Source organism: Salicibibacter kimchii, assembly GCF_003336365.1.
GTDB lineage: Bacteria > Bacillota > Bacilli > Bacillales > Marinococcaceae > Salicibibacter > Salicibibacter kimchii.
The window spans coordinates 2,784,926-2,801,777 of sequence record NZ_CP031092.1 but is presented as its reverse complement, the minus strand read 5'-3'; the positions used below and the strand labels follow the sequence as shown (position 1 = coordinate 2,801,777).

General features: G+C 41.5%; 14 protein-coding genes. 6 read left to right on the top strand and 8 right to left on the bottom strand.

Annotated elements, in window-relative coordinates; genetic code table 11:
- Window positions 1–5: 5 nt before the first annotated feature.
- The 8 genes from hpaI to DT065_RS14170 all read right to left on the bottom strand — a co-directional run bounded on the left by hpaI (window position 6) and on the right by DT065_RS14170 (window position 9,161).
- Window positions 6–920 (bottom strand): 2,4-dihydroxyhept-2-ene-1,7-dioic acid aldolase, encoded by a 915-nt coding sequence (gene hpaI, locus DT065_RS14205; protein WP_114374495.1) that lies wholly within the window; start codon window positions 918–920, stop codon window positions 6–8.
- 117 nt (window positions 921–1,037) lie between these two features.
- On the bottom strand, window positions 1,038–2,342 hold the full coding sequence (locus DT065_RS14200; protein ID WP_114374493.1) for a TRAP transporter large permease: 1,305 nt from the start codon (window positions 2,340–2,342) through the stop codon (window positions 1,038–1,040).
- A gap of 3 nt (window positions 2,343–2,345) precedes the next feature.
- Window positions 2,346–2,819 (bottom strand): TRAP transporter small permease, encoded by a 474-nt coding sequence (locus DT065_RS14195; protein ID WP_114376337.1) that lies wholly within the window; start codon window positions 2,817–2,819, stop codon window positions 2,346–2,348.
- Between the two features lie 17 nt (window positions 2,820–2,836).
- Entirely contained in the window at window positions 2,837–3,907 is a 1,071-nt protein-coding gene (locus DT065_RS14190) for a TRAP transporter substrate-binding protein (protein WP_114374491.1), read from the bottom strand.
- A gap of 183 nt (window positions 3,908–4,090) precedes the next feature.
- A complete protein-coding gene (locus DT065_RS14185) occupies window positions 4,091–5,608 on the bottom strand; it encodes a 4-hydroxyphenylacetate 3-hydroxylase family protein (protein WP_114374489.1) in 1,518 nt (505 codons plus the stop codon).
- Between the two features lie 220 nt (window positions 5,609–5,828).
- The gene (locus tag DT065_RS14180; RefSeq protein WP_114374487.1) at window positions 5,829–7,685 is read right to left on the bottom strand and encodes a XylR N-terminal domain-containing protein; all 1,857 of its coding nucleotides are present in this window, start codon (window positions 7,683–7,685) and stop codon (window positions 5,829–5,831) included.
- Window positions 7,686–7,819: 134 nt separating this feature from the next.
- On the bottom strand, window positions 7,820–8,302 hold the full coding sequence (locus DT065_RS14175; RefSeq protein WP_114374485.1) for a flavin reductase family protein: 483 nt from the start codon (window positions 8,300–8,302) through the stop codon (window positions 7,820–7,822).
- Between the two features lie 37 nt (window positions 8,303–8,339).
- On the bottom strand, window positions 8,340–9,161 hold the full coding sequence (locus DT065_RS14170) for an adenylyltransferase/cytidyltransferase family protein (RefSeq protein ID WP_114374483.1): 822 nt from the start codon (window positions 9,159–9,161) through the stop codon (window positions 8,340–8,342).
- Between the two features lie 470 nt (window positions 9,162–9,631).
- Here DT065_RS14170 and hisC point away from each other — a divergent pair, with 470 nt between their 5' ends.
- The 6 genes from hisC to nhaC are packed head-to-tail and all read left to right on the top strand — an operon-like array spanning window position 9,632 to window position 16,839.
- A complete protein-coding gene (hisC, locus tag DT065_RS14165; RefSeq protein WP_335743555.1) occupies window positions 9,632–10,738 on the top strand; it encodes a histidinol-phosphate transaminase in 1,107 nt (368 codons plus the stop codon).
- A 24-nt stretch (window positions 10,739–10,762) separates the two neighbouring features.
- A complete protein-coding gene (pdhA, locus tag DT065_RS14160; RefSeq protein ID WP_114374482.1) occupies window positions 10,763–11,827 on the top strand; it encodes a pyruvate dehydrogenase (acetyl-transferring) E1 component subunit alpha in 1,065 nt (354 codons plus the stop codon).
- 2 nt (window positions 11,828–11,829) lie between these two features.
- Entirely contained in the window at window positions 11,830–12,831 is a 1,002-nt protein-coding gene (locus DT065_RS14155; protein WP_114374480.1) for an alpha-ketoacid dehydrogenase subunit beta, read from the top strand.
- Between the two features lie 19 nt (window positions 12,832–12,850).
- Window positions 12,851–13,987: a 2-oxo acid dehydrogenase subunit E2 gene (locus DT065_RS14150; protein WP_114374478.1), complete on the top strand. Its 1,137-nt coding sequence runs from the start codon at window positions 12,851–12,853 to the stop codon at window positions 13,985–13,987.
- Complete coding sequence (locus DT065_RS14145) at window positions 13,988–15,388, top strand: dihydrolipoyl dehydrogenase family protein (protein WP_114374476.1); 1,401 nt, start codon at window positions 13,988–13,990, stop codon at window positions 15,386–15,388.
- A gap of 26 nt (window positions 15,389–15,414) precedes the next feature.
- Window positions 15,415–16,839, top strand: coding sequence for a Na+/H+ antiporter NhaC (gene nhaC / locus DT065_RS14140; protein WP_193550772.1), 1,425 nt, complete (start codon window positions 15,415–15,417; stop codon window positions 16,837–16,839).
- Window positions 16,840–16,852: the final 13 nt, after the last annotated feature.

Genomic DNA, 16,852 nt, shown 5'->3' with positions numbered 1-16,852 from the left:
GTCACTCACACATGCTGTGCGCTAATGTCGTATTCTTTCAATGTTTCACTAATTTCTTCTTGTAAACCTTTAGATGGTAGACCCATTGGCAAACGAAGGACAGGTTCAATTTTACCCATCATACCTAATGCAGCTTTTACAGGGGCAGGATTGGTATCCTTGAACAATACGTCATTTAATTTCATAAGCTCAAAATGAAGGTCTTGCGCATGTGTTATGTCGCCTTCTTCCCAAGCATTGTGCAACTCTGCTACTTTCTTCGGTTCTACGTTCGCTGTTGCACTGATGGATCCTGCTCCGCCGATCGCAAGCATTGGATAGCAAAGCAATTCGATACCGGAATAAAGAAGAAAATCTCTGCCGCAGTAAAGCATAACTCTGTTTACATGTTCAAAGTCTTTGTTGGATTCTTTTGCCCCAACAATATTTGGGCAGTCTTTTACGAGACGAGCCATCGTGGACACTTCAAGGTTTTGAGCTGTGCGCCCGGGAATATTGTAAATAATAATGGGTATTTCAACCGAATCTGCAACCGTTTTAAAATGTTTATAAAGGGCTTCCTGGTTCGGCTTGTTGTAATACGGCACAATCACCATTGCCGCGTCAACGCCCATTTCTTCTGCCTTCTTTGTTAAATAGATTGTTTCATCGTGATTGGTGGAACCAGTGCCGGGAGCAAAAGGAACACGGCCATTAATCGTTTTCTTTGCATTCTCCATAACCTTTACACGTTCTTCTGTTGTAAGGGAGCTTGGTTCCCCGGAAGTCCCTGTGACCGAGATGCCGTGAGAGCCATTTTCAAGTTGAAATTCAATTAACTCTGATTGCTTTTCATAATCCACCTCGTGATTTGCTTTAAATGGCGTCACTACAGGTGCAATAGACCCTCTCAGTTTTCTTTTAATTTCTTCGTAAGCCACATCAATGCCCTCCTCTTTGGATTGTTATTCATATTATATATGATTTTATATATTATTTCAACATGAAAAGTAAGGTACCTTAGGTTTGTAAAAACAAAAGGCATACCCACCCTTATCTTAATTCATTAAATCCGGCAGTATAGTAACTAGCTGCGGGAAAATGATTAGTACGACCACACAAGCAATCATAGCGATAATCATAGGGACAACTCCCCTAAAGATCGTGTTTAGAGGAACATCTGGTGCCACTCCCTTGATAACGTAGACACTAATACCCAGAGGCGGCGTTAATGCACCAATATTAACAACCATGATCATAATCACACCGAACCAAAGACCATCAAATCCTAATTCTGTAATTATTGGATATACAATGGGCAAGGTGATTACCATCAATGCTAGACTTTCAATAAAACACCCCAGGATAAATAATACAGCCAGGATAAGAACAAGTATGATATAGGGATTCAGTTCAAGGTTTCCAACATAACTGGTCAATTGAACTGGAATTCTGCTTATGGCTAAAAATTGACCAAATAGATTTGCGCCAATGACGATTAATAAAATAAACGCTGTTAGCCGAACAGCTTCATTAAAAGATCCTTTTAATTTCTGCCAATCAATCTTTCTGGATAGAAGCGCAAACGCAAGCGCTCCAAAAGCACCCACCCCTGCAGCCTCAGTCGGGGTGAACACACCTAAATAAATGCCCCCTATACTGACTAAAAATAACCCGATAAACGGCCATGTTTTGTTAAGTGCATAGAACCTTTCGGATAAACTGGCCTTTCTTTCCCGCGGTGGTGCTATAAAAGGGTCTCGACGAACGAGTATTGCTATAGTGATGATAAAAAACAGTATCTGCAATATACCTGGGATTATCCCCGAAATTAAAAGCTCGCCAATTGGTTCCATCGTCAGAATACCATATAAAATGAGAATAACACTCGGCGGGATTAATATCCCTAGTGTCCCCCCTGCAGCAACACTCCCCGTTGATATTCCCGGCTTGTATCTATATTTTTCCATTTCCGGCAATGCAATTTTAGCTACCGTAGCAGTTGTTGCATTCAGTGACCCAGATATAGAAGAAAAAATGGCCGAACTCCCAATCGTTGCCATTGCCAAACCACCGCGAAAGTGACCGATCCAACGATCAACTGCACGATAAAGATCTTGCCCCATTCCCGTGTAGGACAATACCATTCCCATTAGAATAAACATGGGAATCACACTCAAAGAATAGTCACTAGATGTATCAAACGGCGTTCGTCCTAATTGTGCAAAAGCAACGCTCCAATCCCTAATTAAGGTTGTTCCAAGCAAACCAACGATTATCAAGGAAATTCCAATAGGTATTTTCAGGAAAAACAAAACAATAACAGCGACTGTTCCCAAGACACCAATTAATTCAGGACTCATCTTTCACCCACCTTTTTTTATATAGTTGATTGATAATAATAAGGCGGTTAAAGCAAATGCAACTGAACCAACCCCAGAAATGATTGTAAATATATAAATGGGCAAACCTAAATCACCTGTAACTGTATTTGAAATAAATAATCGCTGGGCATACCAGAATAAGCTTATGGCGACCAGACCCATCAGTACGACGATCACGACATTAATAATACTGTCAGCAATCAAGCGCCCTTTTTCAGGTAATTTATCGATCATAAAATCAATGGAAACGTGTTCTCCTTTTAAATGGGTGTACGCTAAACTTAAAAATATAACCATCGAGAAACCGAGTTCCGTAATTTCTACGGAACCGGTAATAGGCTGATTAAATATCCACCTGCCTAAGACATCAAATGTCACAACGAGCACCATAATCAGCAACGCTATCTGCGCAACATAAAGCAAGCCCGTATTAAGTTTAGAAATGACTCTATCCAACATCATCACCCCTTCCCTCAGCTAAGTTCTTCCTCCAGTTCCCTCGCTCGATCATATATCTCCTGTGCAGGATAGCCTTCTTCTTCTCTCTCCTCAATCCATTCCTGAACGGCAGGAGATAAAGCTTCTTCCCAAGGACTCATTGCATCACCTTCCAGTTCAATGAATTCTACACCATCTTCCTTGGCCATCTCCACGCCTACTTCACCATCAGCATCGTATACACTTCCTGCTTCCTTCGCCAATTCTGTCCCGGTTAAGTCATCTATGATCTCCTGATCTGAATCACTAAAGTTTTCGTAGGTCTCTGTATTCATGACGCTAAAAAATGGCTGCGCTGCAAAATCACCAACCGTAACATAGTTTACAACTTCATAAAAACTATAATTATAGAGCGTTTCGAACGGTACCATCGCAGCATCAATGACACCTCTATCAATCCCTTCATATACTTCTCCCATGGGCATCGAAATAGGTGTCGCCCCTAATGATTCTATTAACTCATTTCCTAGCGGAGATGGAGAACGCACACGTAACCCTTCCATATCTTCCGGATTCTCAATTCTATGATCCCTGCTCATAATCTGTGCCGGTTCCGCAGAAAAAAGGAACAATGGGTTTGTATCGTGGTGTTCTTCTTGAATTTCCGGAAATTCTTCATATAGCGTATTTAATATTTCTGAGGCGTGCTCCGCTGACTCTGACATGAATGGCAATTCCATAACGGTTACAAGCGGAAACCTACCCGCTGAATAACCACTCACACTTAAAGAGACATCTGCTTCGCCCGTTACTGCCATATCATATTGAGAATCAGCGTCGCCAATTTGATTGGATGGATAAAATTCCATCGATATTCTTCCATCCGTTTGCTCTTCCAAATCTTCGTTTAAGCCGTCTAACACTTCTGTTTGAAGTGGATGATTCCCGGGCTGGAAATGAGAAACAATGAGATTATCATATGCTTCTTCTGATGTCGCGTCCGCTTCTTGCTGAACATCTTCCGTATCCCCGCAGGCAGTCAATGCAAATATGGAAAACAGTATTATAGTTACGAATCCACTGTTTATTCTAGATGTTTTTTTCATCAGACCCACCGTCTCCTTTCTTTATAAGACTTAAGTAAACCGCTTACAAAATTAATATAAGTTATTATATATGATTTTATATATAATTACAATGCAAACTTAGAATCTATAATTATTATAAAATATCTAAAAAGATACCCTCTCACGCAAATCTTTTCGATTGAATGAGAGGGTTCTTATCATTTATTGAAAATTTTTTTCAAACTCTTCTTCAGGGTTGAACCATTTATTAGATGTCCAACCAAAAAGATCATAATCGCTTAATGCTTCATCAACAAACGCTTTGTATTGATCTGTTTGCCCCGCTGTATCCGCCATTTTCAATGCATCTAATCGGATGCCTTCGTGATTGCCGGCATAGTTGATTTCATATAATTCATTGCGGCCACCAAACTCTGTTCCGATGGCATCCCAGGTTAATTTCAGAACCTTAATCCTTTCTTCAGCACTTACACCACCGGAGCCCTTATAGTACTGATCCAAGTATGGACGGAGTTCCGGGTTTAGAAAATCTTTAGCGCTGGACGGCATCTGAATCAATCCGCCTGCTACAACCTGTTCAAAAATTTGTTTTATCTTTGGCCAAACTGATGGTGCAAATGTGCGATAAGCTGTGGCATACGTTGAATTTGGCAACGCAACGCCGTCCGGACCTTGTTCGGGATTTGTAGCCATGGCTGTTGAAATCGCCCAGAACATATTTCTGTAAGAAATCACTTCACCAATGTTAGCCTGAACCCCTCTAAATTTACTCGTCCCCGCAATTTCCGTTGCTTTCAAAAGCAGGCCAACCATAAAATCTAATTTAACTGCAAAACGTGTACACCCTTGAAAAGTATAACGATTCAGCCAACCAGTTTTGGGTCTGAAACCATTTGCTATTTCAACATTGTTATAGGTTAAAATGTCTTCCCATGGTATAAGGACATTATCCAAAACAATAACCGCATCGTTCTCATCAAAACGGCTAGATAAAGGATAATCATAAGGTGTCCCCATCTTGGTAGCCATTTCTTCATAGGATTGACGACTAATAACCTTTAGCCCTGGTGCGTTCATAGGTACAAAGAAAATGATCGCGTGACTGATATCTCCTTCTCCTAAGTCTTGGGGAGAATAGTTTGCTACAAAGTTATAATGCGTTAATGCAGCTGACGTGCCCACCATCTTGGCGCCGCTGACAACCACCCCGTCATCTCTTTCTTCAACAGCTCTGACAAATACTTCTTTATTTTTATGGAGTGGCTGGTCCCGATCCAGTTGCGGGTTCACAATTGTATGGTTACAGAAAGGAACCTCTTTTTGAGCTTTTTTATACCATCTTCTTGCGTTATCTTCGAAGCCTTCGTAAAAATCTGCATAGGGTCCTAAAGAAGCTGTGAATGCTGCTTTATAATCCGGTGTTCTACCCATAAAACCATAGCTTAATTTTGACCATTCTGCCATTGCATCTCTAGCACCCAGTAATTCCTCTGCGCTCTTAGAAGCTTTAAAGAACTTATGCGTGCGGAAACCAAACTCTGATTCCGTTGTAAGAATATCGGATGTTTCCGGATCATGTAATGCATCATATAACTGGGCAACCGAACGAGCAGCATTTCGATATGCCGGATGTGTCGTAACATCCTCCACCTTTTCACCGTTCAAGAATACCTCTCGCCCATCCCTTAGACTTTCAAGATACTCTTTGCCGTTCATCATTTAAAAAACCTCCATTTAGAAATATTGAATATCTCATTTAACAGCGCTCTTTTCCACTTATCCAATTAAATATGGATTATATAATTAGAATACCAAATGAAAACGCTGTTATATACGACAATTGTTGTCCTTAAAATTGTTCTGTATAAACAATTATTGTTTATACAGAACAAAAAATCCTGCCCTAAGTTTTTCGCACTTAAGGCAGAAGAGCTTTTCATTAATCGGTTGTCAGTTCCCTCTGAGCGACAAGCACCTGCAAAGCCAGTAAAAGTTGGTACCCATTAGATGGATCACGGACCTTCTGGCCAAGCATTTCCTCTAATTTTTTTATTCTATACCTCAATCCACTCATTGACATAGAAAGATCCTCCATAGATTTTTCCAGGTTACCTCCATGTGTAAGAAAGACATAAAGTGTCTTAATGAACTCGGCATTCTCTTCCCTTTGTTCGTACAATGGGCCTAATAACTGCTTCGCTTTTTGTTCCGCTGCACCCTTATGTTTGGAATGGATCAGCATACCTGCCATACTCAAATCATCAAATAAAATGGCATTATTTACAAAGTCAGTCATTTGTAATGCAGTAAGAGATTCTTCATAGCGATCCGGGGCTTGGTTAATTTGTTCCGCTAAAGTGCTTACGCCCATTTTGAACGTATGCCCTTTAAATTTTTGGTCTAAATGTTTAATCACCTTATTGCCTAATTCTTTAATTTCATCATCACTGTGTTCCATCTGAATCAGTAATATAAATGTCCCTGCATATTGTCCAATTAACGTATTCGATTTCTGTTTAAAATATTGAAAGATACCCTCCGTTACCTGTTCATGAAAAAGCAACTCATTTTCAGAGTCTATGAAATGATTGTTGTATTTTAGAGCAACCATGTAATACGGTTTGTTTAGATCTATATTAATATAAGCACCACGCTTTAAAATTTCTTTTTCAGACACTAGATTCCCATTAATTATTTGCTCTAAGAAATTACCCTTCATTCGTTCTGTTGCCTCAAACGCACTCTTTTCATTCAACATATAAAGGGAACAGACAGATGCCGCTCGTTCAAGTATCATATATTCTACTTTTGAAAAATCGACACCTTTATTGAATATAAAAGAACAGTATCCTACACACTTCTTCTTAAGCTTTATGGGTGTAATTAAACGATTAAAAGATCTGCCAACAATCTCTTTTGTATCATAAAAATAGCGGTTTTCATGAAATAAGGAACCGGAATTTTCGTACACTTCATCATAAAGAGGTGGGGTCAAACCCGAATGGGCTAACATATGAAATGTTGAATCTTCTATCACAAGAGGTAATTGTGTCTCTTGAAAAATGACCTCCGCAATAGATTGTAAATCATTTTCATTTACGAGTTCGTCGGTTAATCTTTGGTGAATGGCAAAGGTTTTGGCAAGGTTATTACGCTCTTCCAACAGTTGATCATACGTATCCTCCAACTCTTTGACGATCGTGGCATTTTCAAAATATTTTAGCTCCTCGTCAATCTCCCCTCCCCATTCCGGTAAAGTCTTTCCAATATAATAGCAATCGTTGTAACCTTCCGCTTTACAGGCAGCTTCCTTAAAAAGAACCGGCTGTTGGCAGATTTCTGAATAATAGCCACTTGCATAGCCAACTAGCGTATGACAAACAGAAGTTTCAGAGTTTCCAAATTGTCTTAAATACTCTTCGGCCTCATACGAATCGGACCACATTCCTTCTACATGGATAGCTTCAACTGAACCCTCTTGGGAAAATTGAATTTGCAAATCGGACCTTTTCACTTTTGTATACCCTTTCAACGCATGTAAAATAGGCCCCTGTTTTAAAATCTCCTTTAATGAAGAAAAATTTTTAGTTAGTACTTTCTGTGCATCATTTTTCCCTAAATTCCACCCGTATCGAATGAGAAAACCCTTTGTTCTATCTGTGGATATATTCTCCATCAAATCTTTTCTAAGCGTCCCAAAAACAGACGTTGATGTTAATATCATTCGTTCATCATCTAGATATATTTTACCATCGTCATCCTTAATATGATTGTTAATATTTTCATTAAATGTCATTTTTCTCACCCCAATCTATACAACAAAATCCACCACCATCTCTAAGTGAATATATAATATAGTAAATTATATATGATGTCAAAAACAAACAAAATATGCTCCCTCTCCAAAGTAAAGGGAGGGAGCATTAGTCATTATACTGTATCAGCAAATTCAACTGATTGATACCGGCCATATTTTCCTTTGTAAAAGGTTAGCGGATTTCCATCTGTCAGATTAATTTCTGCTACTTCTCCTATAAACAGTGTATGATCGCCAACTTCGTATGACCGCTCTAGATCACAAACAATAGAGGCCAGTGCATCTTTAATCACTGGGACATCGTTGATGATGTCAAAATTAATATCCTTTTCTTCATTCGTTTGTCCAGCGAAGTGCATGGCAATGTCTTGTTGGTCTTCTGAAAGAAAACTGACGGCAAACTGGCCGGAAGATTTTATTTTTTCAAGCATGGTGGCATTGTTGTCAACTGAAACCGTTATCAATTTCGGGTCTAATGATATGGACATAAATGCGTTCGCAGTCATTCCATGAATATCTTCACCAGCTTTTGTCGTAATAACAGTAACACCCGTGGCAAACCGACCCATTGCATTGCGAAAAGTTTTATCTTCCATGATAAAATCTCCTCCCCTTAATTAAATGAATATGCTATTATACCGATACTGTTGAAACAGATTCTATTTTACTTAGAAATTTCAGTGAACAGTGTTGATCCAATCGATTAATTAAATGACTCGTAATTTCCGCATTTTCCATTCCCGGGTATTGATGATATTCCCCTTGTATCGTTCTCTTACCTTGTGTGATCTCTACATAATACGACCCGTCGTTCGGTAGAAGGTTACTTCCACTAGGAGTTACAGCTAACCTCCCTTTCTCCTTAGATCGAATTAAGTTAACGCTTACATTATAATGTGAACCTAAATAATAAGGGATCAAATCCATCTTGCCTTTTTGAATCATTTCTCTAATAAGAGTGGAACTTATTTTCATACCCAAGTATGTTTTCTTTGGAATAACGGAAAGACTAAACGGATATTCTTTTGTGGCCTCTTGTAGAAACTGGACATTTCCCTTTGCTTTATGACCGAATGTGAAATCAAACCCTACAACTACATGGATAGCATTTAGCTCTACAATAAAATCCTGAATAAAATCAGCTGGTTGAATTGAAGCAAACGTTTTGTCAAATTCCGTAACAAATAATTTATCTACGCCCATCGCTTCCAGTTCTTCAATCTTTTGCGGCAAGGGAGATAAATATTTACGGTTGTTATCCCCTTTAATCACCTCATCAGGGTGCGGGCTAAAAGTCATCACCGAAAAAAGAACATTGTTTTTTTTCGCCAGTTCCTTTGCATGGTTCAATAATTCTTGGTGACCCAAATGAACACCGTCAAAAAAACCAACCGCCATTACATGAGGCTTTGCGTCAATTCCATGATCAGCGTGATTTACATGAATGACCTCCATATCGCCCCTCCTGCATTTCCGTCATCTTAAACAAAGAGTATCAAACAATTTTAATAAAAAACAACGACAATTATTGTTTATCATTTTAAAAATATGTAATAATTTTTATTCAAAAAAGCTTTAAATACGATCAATTCGGCAACTTATCTAAACATTGCATGATACAAGTTTCTAAGAAGGATTTATCCACATTTTCGCTGGAACTATATTTATTACATTTATAATCTATAGTTTTTTATATCAATATCGTTGCCGGATCTAGTGCCTGCGAAGCTTTTATGTTTGCCCTTCGCCTTTCATTACACCTATTAGAAAGGTTAGACGAACATTTCTAACCAGTATATTTTTCAATTTTAGTGATACCTTACTTTATTGCATAAAAGCTTAAAAGCTTTAAATGGCAGACTTGCATGTTTTTTCTGATAAATATATGATGTCTGAAACACTCAATCGCAAGGAGGAGTCTATAAGTGTGCCCAATACAACCACGACAACAATTGAGACACATCTCAATGTATTCACCCGGGAAACCGATCGAAGAATTACAGCGAGAACTGGGTATAACAAATGTGATTAAAATGGCTTCAAATGAAAATCCGTTTGGATCTTCTCCGCTTGCAAGGCAAGCAATTACGGATGAAATGGAAAACATGCATCTATATCCCGAAATTACCGCGCCGGTGCTAGCGAATAAACTCGCCGAACGTATAGGGGTGAGTGCGAATCAACTCATTCTCGGAAATGGTTCCGACGAAATCATTCGCATGCTGACCCGGACGTATTTACAAGATAAAGATGAGGTGATCATGGCGAGCGTTACGTTTCCAAGGTATAAAACAAACGTCATTATTGACGGTGGCGTACCTGTTGAGGTTCCGATGAAAAAAGGCGGGATCCATGATTTACAGGCTATGGAGAACGCGATCGCTAAGAATACGAAAATGATCATTGTGTGTAACCCGAACAATCCTACTGGCACAATGGTTCCTGCACATGAACTTGAAGCTTTTATCAAACGTATTCCATCACATATCCTTGTTATTATAGACGAAGCGTATTACGAATATATACGCACGAGTGATTATTTCCAATCTATTAAATTTTTGGATGAATACGAGAACTTAATAATCCTTCGTACCTTTTCCAAAATTTATGGCCTAGCGTCATTGCGGGTGGGCTATGGGATTGTGCATCCCGTGATTGTTTCAGAACTGCTGAAAAGTAAAGAACCGTTTAACGTGAACCGTTTTGCTCAAGCAGCCGCCTATGCTTGTTTAGATGATGATGCCTTCAAGAAAGAGACGCAGGAACAAAACAATAATGGGCGGCTTTATTTGGAAGATGCCTTTCAAAGGTTAGGGCTTTCCTATTTTTCTACACACACGAATTTCATCATGGTGGATACAAACATACCTGGTGAAACCATCAACGACGAACTTTTGAAAAAGGGAATCATTATAAGACCGGGGCACTTGATGGGCTATCCGACAATGATTCGCGTCACCATTGGTACTGAAGAAGAAAATCGTTTATTTATCGATGCTCTGGAAGAGATTCTACAGCGACATGGAAAATGACTACAATCGAAAGGTTGATGCGAGATGATAGAAGATTTCCCGATGCAGCAAATCATCAACGAAGATGGAGCGATTGTTGATTCGGATGCCATGAACGATATTTCAACAGAACAAGTAAAATCTTTTTACTATCAAATGTTGCGTGCTCGAATGCTTGATAAAAAATGTGTCAACTTGCAACGTCAAGGCAAAATTGGCACATACGTCCCGTACGAAGGGCAAGAAGCTGCACAAATCGGGAGCGCTGTCGCGCTTGGTGAAGGTGATTGGATATTTCCGACTTATCGGGACCACGCGGCTACTTTGACATTTGGTCACTCCATGCGAAATTTGCTTCTAAATTGGCGCGGTCGCCCGGAAGGGAACGTTCCTCCGGAAGGGGTCAACATTTTTCCGCCGGGCATTCCGATAGCATCTCAACTGTTACACGCTACCGGAGCAGCTTGGGCAGAAAAAAAACATGGTTCGGACCGTGTTTCCCTCGTGTATTTTGGGGATGGGGCAACTTCGGAAGGCGATTTTCACGAAGCGTTAAACTTTGGGAGCGTTTTCAACATCCCTACAGTCTTTTTCAATCAAAACAACGGATATGCCATTAGCGTTCCGATGAAACGCCAAATGAAAACAAAAACCATCGCGCAAAAAGGGCTCGCTTATGACATGAATTGCTTGCGAATCGATGGAAATGACGTGCTGGCTGTTTATGCGGCGACGAAAGAATCGGTCGATCGAGCACGAGCAAACCAAGGACCAACATTAATCGAAGCCGTCACATGGCGGTATGGCGCTCACACTACTGCAGATGACGCTTCAAAGTACCGTGACCAAAATGAATCGGAAACACGGCGGGAAACGACCGACCCCCTTCTCCGCGTTCAACGTTATTTACAAACGCAAAACGCCTGGAACGAAGATTGGCTCAAAACGATCGAAGAAGACATTACGGATGAAATTGAAACCGCTATCGCTGAAATGGAAGCATACCCTGAACCTGACCTGAGACAACTTTTTGACTATGTATATGATCGGCCAACCTGGACGATTCAAGAGCAAGTCAATCAACATCTTGCAGTACAAGGGGAGGAATAACAATGGTAAGCCCAGCAGTGAATACCAAAAAGATGACCATGATTGAAGGCGTCCGTAACGCGATGGACGAAATGCTAAAAGAAAATGAAGACGTCATCATTCTTGGCGAAGATATTGGCGTGAACGGTGGTGTCTTTCGTGCCACAGAAGGTCTGCATGAAAAATACGGGGAAGAACGTATCATTGATACACCAATTTCCGAATCAGGCATTATCGGAAATAGCATCGGTCTTGCAGCCAATGGTTTTCGACCCATTGCAGAAATTCAATTTTTAGGATTTATTTATCCTGGATTCAACCAGCTCATGACCCATGCAACACGGTTACGGCAACGCTCGCTAGGGCGATTTACTGTCCCGTTAGTTGTGCGTGCACCATACGGCGCCGGTGTCCGAGCCCCTGAAATTCATTCTGATAGCGTCGAGAGTCTATTCACGCATATGCCGGGGATAAAAGTCGTTGTTCCATCTAATGCCTATGACGCGAAAGGGCTTTTGATCACGAGCATCGACGATCCTGACCCCGTCATGTTTTTAGAACCGTTGCGTTGCTATCGCTCCAACCGTACAGAAGTGCCTGATGGAAAATATACCATCGACATCGGCCGTGCATCCGTGCTCAAACAAGGTGATGATATCTCTGTCTTTACATGGGGAGCAATGGTCATGGATACGATGAAAGCGATCGAGAAATTAGAAGAAGAACAAAATATTTCTTGTGAAGTGATTGATTTGCGAACACTCTATCCTCTGGATAAAGAAACAATCACAGCTTCCGTACAAAAAACCGGCCGTGCCGCCATCGTCCATGAAGCGCCGGCCACCGGCGGGGTTAGCAATGATGTCATCTCACTCATTAATGACACATCGTTTCTTTACTTGCGTGCGCCAATCCAGCGAGTCACCGGCTTCGACACTCCGGTACCCGTTTATTCATTAGAACAAGACTATTTGCCAAGTGCCGCAAAAATTAAAGCAGCAATCGTCAATGCAGTGAATTTTTAACACAAAGGGGGTTGTATCAATGGTGGACGTAAAGTTGCATGACATCGGAGAGGGGATGCACGAAGCGGAAGTTCTACGTTTTTTGGTTGATACCGGAGAATCGGTAGAAACCGACGCACCGCTCGTGGAAATACAAACGGATAAAATGACCGCCGAACTCACCGCGCCATCAAAAGGGGTGGTGAGTAACATCGAAGCAAACGTTGGAGACGTTATTGAAGTTGGGGATACAATTCTTAAAATTGATGAACCCGGCGAAGCATTAAATGAGACGCCAGAGCCAGTAGCTTCATCTAAAGAACCAACGCCTTCATTTGGAGAATCGTTGCAACAAAAATCTCCCGCTCCGCCATGGAAATTGGCATCGCCTTATACACGTAAAATTGCGAGAGATAACGACGTTGATATGGCACAGGTAGGGGGAACCGGTCCGGCCGGTCGGGTCATGGACGAAGATGTCTATAATTATATCAAGCAAGCAACAACACCACAGATGGACACCTCTCATACAACATCGTCTTCTAATGACACGGTTACAAATACTAAACAAGAGCCGACTGCGGAACGCCAAATCCGGGAAATCCTGCCACTTACACAGACACCTAGCGGCATCCACACTGAAGAGATGGATTTCACGAAACTTCTTAAGCTCGAAAAAGAATGGGGCATTTCCCTGCATTCATTTATCATAAAAGCTGCTCAAGTCGCATTAAAGGCTTATCCTTCATTAAATGCACTTATTGATGAAGCAGAGGCAAAAGTGCATTTCGCATCGGATTGCCATATAAGCGTGACCCAACCTCACATGGAACCAAAAGTGATCCCAAATGTAGATCAATCTTCCATTTTAAACATTGAAAAACCTTCATCTAATGGAGAACATGATCGGAATTATACATTCGCCATCCATCATCTCGAAAACGAAAGCGATATCGGGTCGATTTCTGATGAAGACCCTCAAACCGGCATGCTGTTTTTTAGCCCGGTTCAAGAAAAGGCAGCTGTCTATCATCAGGAAATCACCGTTCGATCCATGGCCGATACCACTTTACTGTTTGATCCTCGTGCTGTCACCGGCTTAACAGCAATCGCGTTTTGTCGACGTTTAAAACAATTCATAGAGAACCCAAATTTACTGACTTTGGAGTTGATATAGTTGGTCGTCGGAGATTTTGCCCACGAAAAAGACGTCATTATAATAGGAGGAGGGCCTGGTGGCTATCACGCAGCCATCCGGGCCGCACAGCTTGGTCAAGAAGTGGCCTTAATTGAAAAAGATATGCCCGGTGGCGTATGCATTCGCAATGGCTGCATATCTTCGAAACTTTTTGCCGAAGCAGCCAAGCGGTTACGTGATGCCAATGATATGCCTCCATACGGGATAAATGTGCCATTACCAACATTTGATCTGGCCGAATTACAACAAAAAAAATCCGCACTCATTAAACAATTGACGGGTGGCGTGCAATCACTATTAAAAAAACATCGCGTTGAAGTCATCCAAGGGGAAGCCAAGTTTTTATCGGAGGACCAGATAGGGATAGAGAATGGTGATTCTTTTGAGAAATATCAATTTAAACAGGCGGTGATCGCTACGGGGTCTTCGTATGTTCGGCCCGACGGTTTTGATATGAACCATGAAAGGATTCTCGATCCTACCTCCATTTACAAACAAACTGACCTGCCCGAACACTTAATTGTTTTCGGTTCCGATTACCATGCGATCGAAGTCGCGTCTTCCTATACCGCTTTCGGGACCGAAATAACCTTAGCACTCGATGGACCGTGGTCATATGACCAGGATATTAATAAGGAACTGACCAGGCTTTTCAAAAAAAATAATGTGAAGGTATTAAAAAACAGTTCGCTCGTAAATGTCTCTCCTTTTGAGGAACAGGTTGAAGCTACCGTGTTCTCAGGAGAAAAAGAGCAAACCATCACCGCCTCCCATCTCTTTTTATCATGTAACCGGGTAGCCAATACAGACGCTTTAGCTCTTGACACCGGGGGGATAGAAAACATTGACGGAGGATTTATACCAATTACAGCGACAGCACAAACAAATCAACCTCACATTTACGCGGTGGGGGACGTTACCTCACACGGCTCGCTTGCCGTCGAAGCTATCAAACAAGGAAAAGTAGCGGCTGAACGGATAGCCGGAGAAAAAAGTGAATGGGATCCGTGGGCTTGTCCAATGGTCACCCATGGCATCAGACCCATTGCCACCACCGGTCTAACGGAAGAAGAGGCGATGAAAGCCGGCTATGACATTAATGTTGGTACGTTTCCGCTACGCTCAAATGGTTACGCTTCCATTACTAATAAAAATGAAGGGCTCTTTAAGATCATTAGTGAAAAAGAAACAGATGTGATCTTAGGCTTCCATTCATTGGGAGCAGGCGCCGTCGAGCTTATCAGCCAAGCGATTCAAGCGTTGGAGATGGGCGCCCGCATCGAGGACTTGTCCTACCCTTATTACCCGCATCCAAGCTTAAATGAAGCCTGGCTCGAAGCGTCTGATGATGTGTTTGGGATTGCTGTTCATCGGATGTAAGTCCAGAAACTCCGAGGGGGATTATTATGGAACACAAAGCATCTACAAAAGGATCTGCACTGGTATTATTAATTATTATCGCGATTCTGGCGGTGAGTATTCTTTATTATGAAGCAGCACCCCATATCCCTATATTGATAGGGATTATGGTTGCTGCCGTCTATGGCTTTAAACTAAGATACCGATGGCATGAGATGGAAGGGGAAATTGTGAAAGGGATTTCAAATGGTATCCCCGCAATACTCATTCTGAGTTTGATTGGAACATTAATCGGGGTCTGGGTTTTAAACGGCACTGTACAAACGATTACCTATTATGGCTTACAAATTCTTTCCCCTGCTACTTTTTTAATTTCTACTGTCATTATTACCGCTATTGTGGCTATTATGACCGGAAGTTCATTAAGTGCAATGGGGACCATCGGTGTTTCATTAATGGGGGTCTCTTATGGCATGGGGGTAGAGCCTGCAATGACCGCCGGCGCAATTGTTAGCGGTGCGCTTTTTGGCGACAAACTCTCTCCGCTCTCTGACACGACTAACCTTGCAGCCGCGGCAGCTAAGACAAACATCTTTGAACATATTCGTCACATGCTATGGACGACTATCCCGGCTCTGATCATTGCCTTGATTATTTTTGGACTCATTGGGGTTTTTACCCATGATGGTGCTGCCAGCACCGGTCAGATTGATGAGATGATGCAAGTGCTTCAATCTGAATTCCCGATTAGCATTGTCACGCTGTTATCTCCGCTAGTTATTATTGGGTTAGCAATGAAAAGAATCAAACCTATTCCTGCACTTTCGCTAGGGTTGATAGTTGCTGCCTTGACGACATTCTTTACTATGCCCGGTAGCACCTTCGGGGATATCATCAATGCTGCCCATTTTGGGTATGAAGCTGAAACCGGACATGAAGCCATTGATGAACTCTTGACCCTAGGCGGCTTAGAAAGTATGCTCTTCGGTGTTTCCTTGATTATCATCGCGCTTGCGTTCGGGGGGTTAATCCAAGGGATCGGAATAGCAGCAGCCTTAATCGAGGGAATCAAGCAAGCTCTTAGAAGTCGAGGAAATACCATTGCATCCACATTAGCCTCTTCCTTTGGGGTCAACGTTGTCACAGGAGAGCAATACCTATCTATAATCCTGCCGGCACAAATGTATGAAGATTCTTACCGACATCACAACCTCCACCCGAAGAACTTGAGTCGGACGGTCGAAGATGGAGGAACCATTCTACACCCCCTCATCCCGTGGGGAGTCATCGGCGCTTTTGTGATGACTACGTTAAATGTTGGCATGGAATATGTATTCTTTGTATTCTTAAGTCTGGTCACTCCGTTTATCGCCCTCTTTTATGCTTATACAGGGTGGACGTTAACAAAATTAGATGAGAATAAAGAGGAAAGGAAAGTAGAACAAAACGATGATTCTACCAAAAATATGTAATTTCCAAGAGGTT

Excerpts from the sequence above, each read along its gene's own strand:
- DT065_RS14200 (WP_114374493.1), bottom strand. The coding sequence starts at position 2,342 with ATGAGTCCTGAATTAATTGGTGTCTTGGGAACAGTCGCTGTTATTGTT.
- DT065_RS14190 (WP_114374491.1), bottom strand. The coding sequence starts at position 3,907 with ATGAAAAAAACATCTAGAATAAACAGTGGATTCGTAACTATAATACTG.
- DT065_RS14185 (WP_114374489.1), bottom strand. The coding sequence starts at position 5,608 with ATGATGAACGGCAAAGAGTATCTTGAAAGTCTAAGGGATGGGCGAGAG.
- DT065_RS14180 (WP_114374487.1), bottom strand. The coding sequence starts at position 7,685 with ATGACATTTAATGAAAATATTAACAATCATATTAAGGATGACGATGGT.
- DT065_RS14175 (WP_114374485.1), bottom strand. The coding sequence starts at position 8,302 with ATGGAAGATAAAACTTTTCGCAATGCAATGGGTCGGTTTGCCACGGGT.
- DT065_RS14170 (WP_114374483.1), bottom strand. The coding sequence starts at position 9,161 with ATGGAGGTCATTCATGTAAATCACGCTGATCATGGAATTGACGCAAAG.
- pdhA (WP_114374482.1), top strand. The coding sequence starts at position 10,763 with ATGATAGAAGATTTCCCGATGCAGCAAATCATCAACGAAGATGGAGCG.
- DT065_RS14155 (WP_114374480.1), top strand. The coding sequence starts at position 11,830 with ATGGTAAGCCCAGCAGTGAATACCAAAAAGATGACCATGATTGAAGGC.
- DT065_RS14150 (WP_114374478.1), top strand. The coding sequence starts at position 12,851 with ATGGTGGACGTAAAGTTGCATGACATCGGAGAGGGGATGCACGAAGCG.
- nhaC (WP_193550772.1), top strand. The coding sequence starts at position 15,415 with ATGGAACACAAAGCATCTACAAAAGGATCTGCACTGGTATTATTAATT.